Annotated in this window: 1 protein-coding gene; it reads right to left on the reverse strand. The window is 57.3% G+C overall.

Annotated features, from left to right (window positions below):
- Positions 1–18 precede the first annotated feature (18 nt).
- Positions 19–337, reverse strand: a 319-nt coding sequence (locus EAE92_RS25640; protein WP_214069880.1) for an RNA-guided endonuclease InsQ/TnpB family protein, incomplete at its 5' end; no start/stop codon positions are given.

Raw genomic sequence — 337 nt, forward strand, 5'->3', positions numbered from 1 at the left:
GGCGAGGCTTCCCACTTCTCAGGCCGCCACCGTCTTTATGACGGATTTACGCTGGCCTCCGTGGGCAGAGACGACGAGTCCCGCCGCCTGTAATTCTGTTATGCCCTTGCGCTGGATGTTGAGCGCCGCATTGATATCGCGGTCATGTTCGACTCGACAGAAAGGGCATTGCCAGAGCCGCTTACGCAGCGGCATTTCCAGCATTTTGTAACCGCAGCAATGGCAGGTTTTCGAACTGGCGAACCACTGATCCAGTTTGACCAGATGGACGCCTGCCGCTGCGGCTTTGTATTCCAGTTTCTTGATGAAGCCATGCCAGCCCGCATCCCCGATAGCG

The sequence above is a fragment of the Photorhabdus hainanensis genome, from assembly GCF_018448965.1.
GTDB classification, from domain to species: Bacteria; Pseudomonadota; Gammaproteobacteria; order Enterobacterales; family Enterobacteriaceae; genus Photorhabdus; species Photorhabdus akhurstii.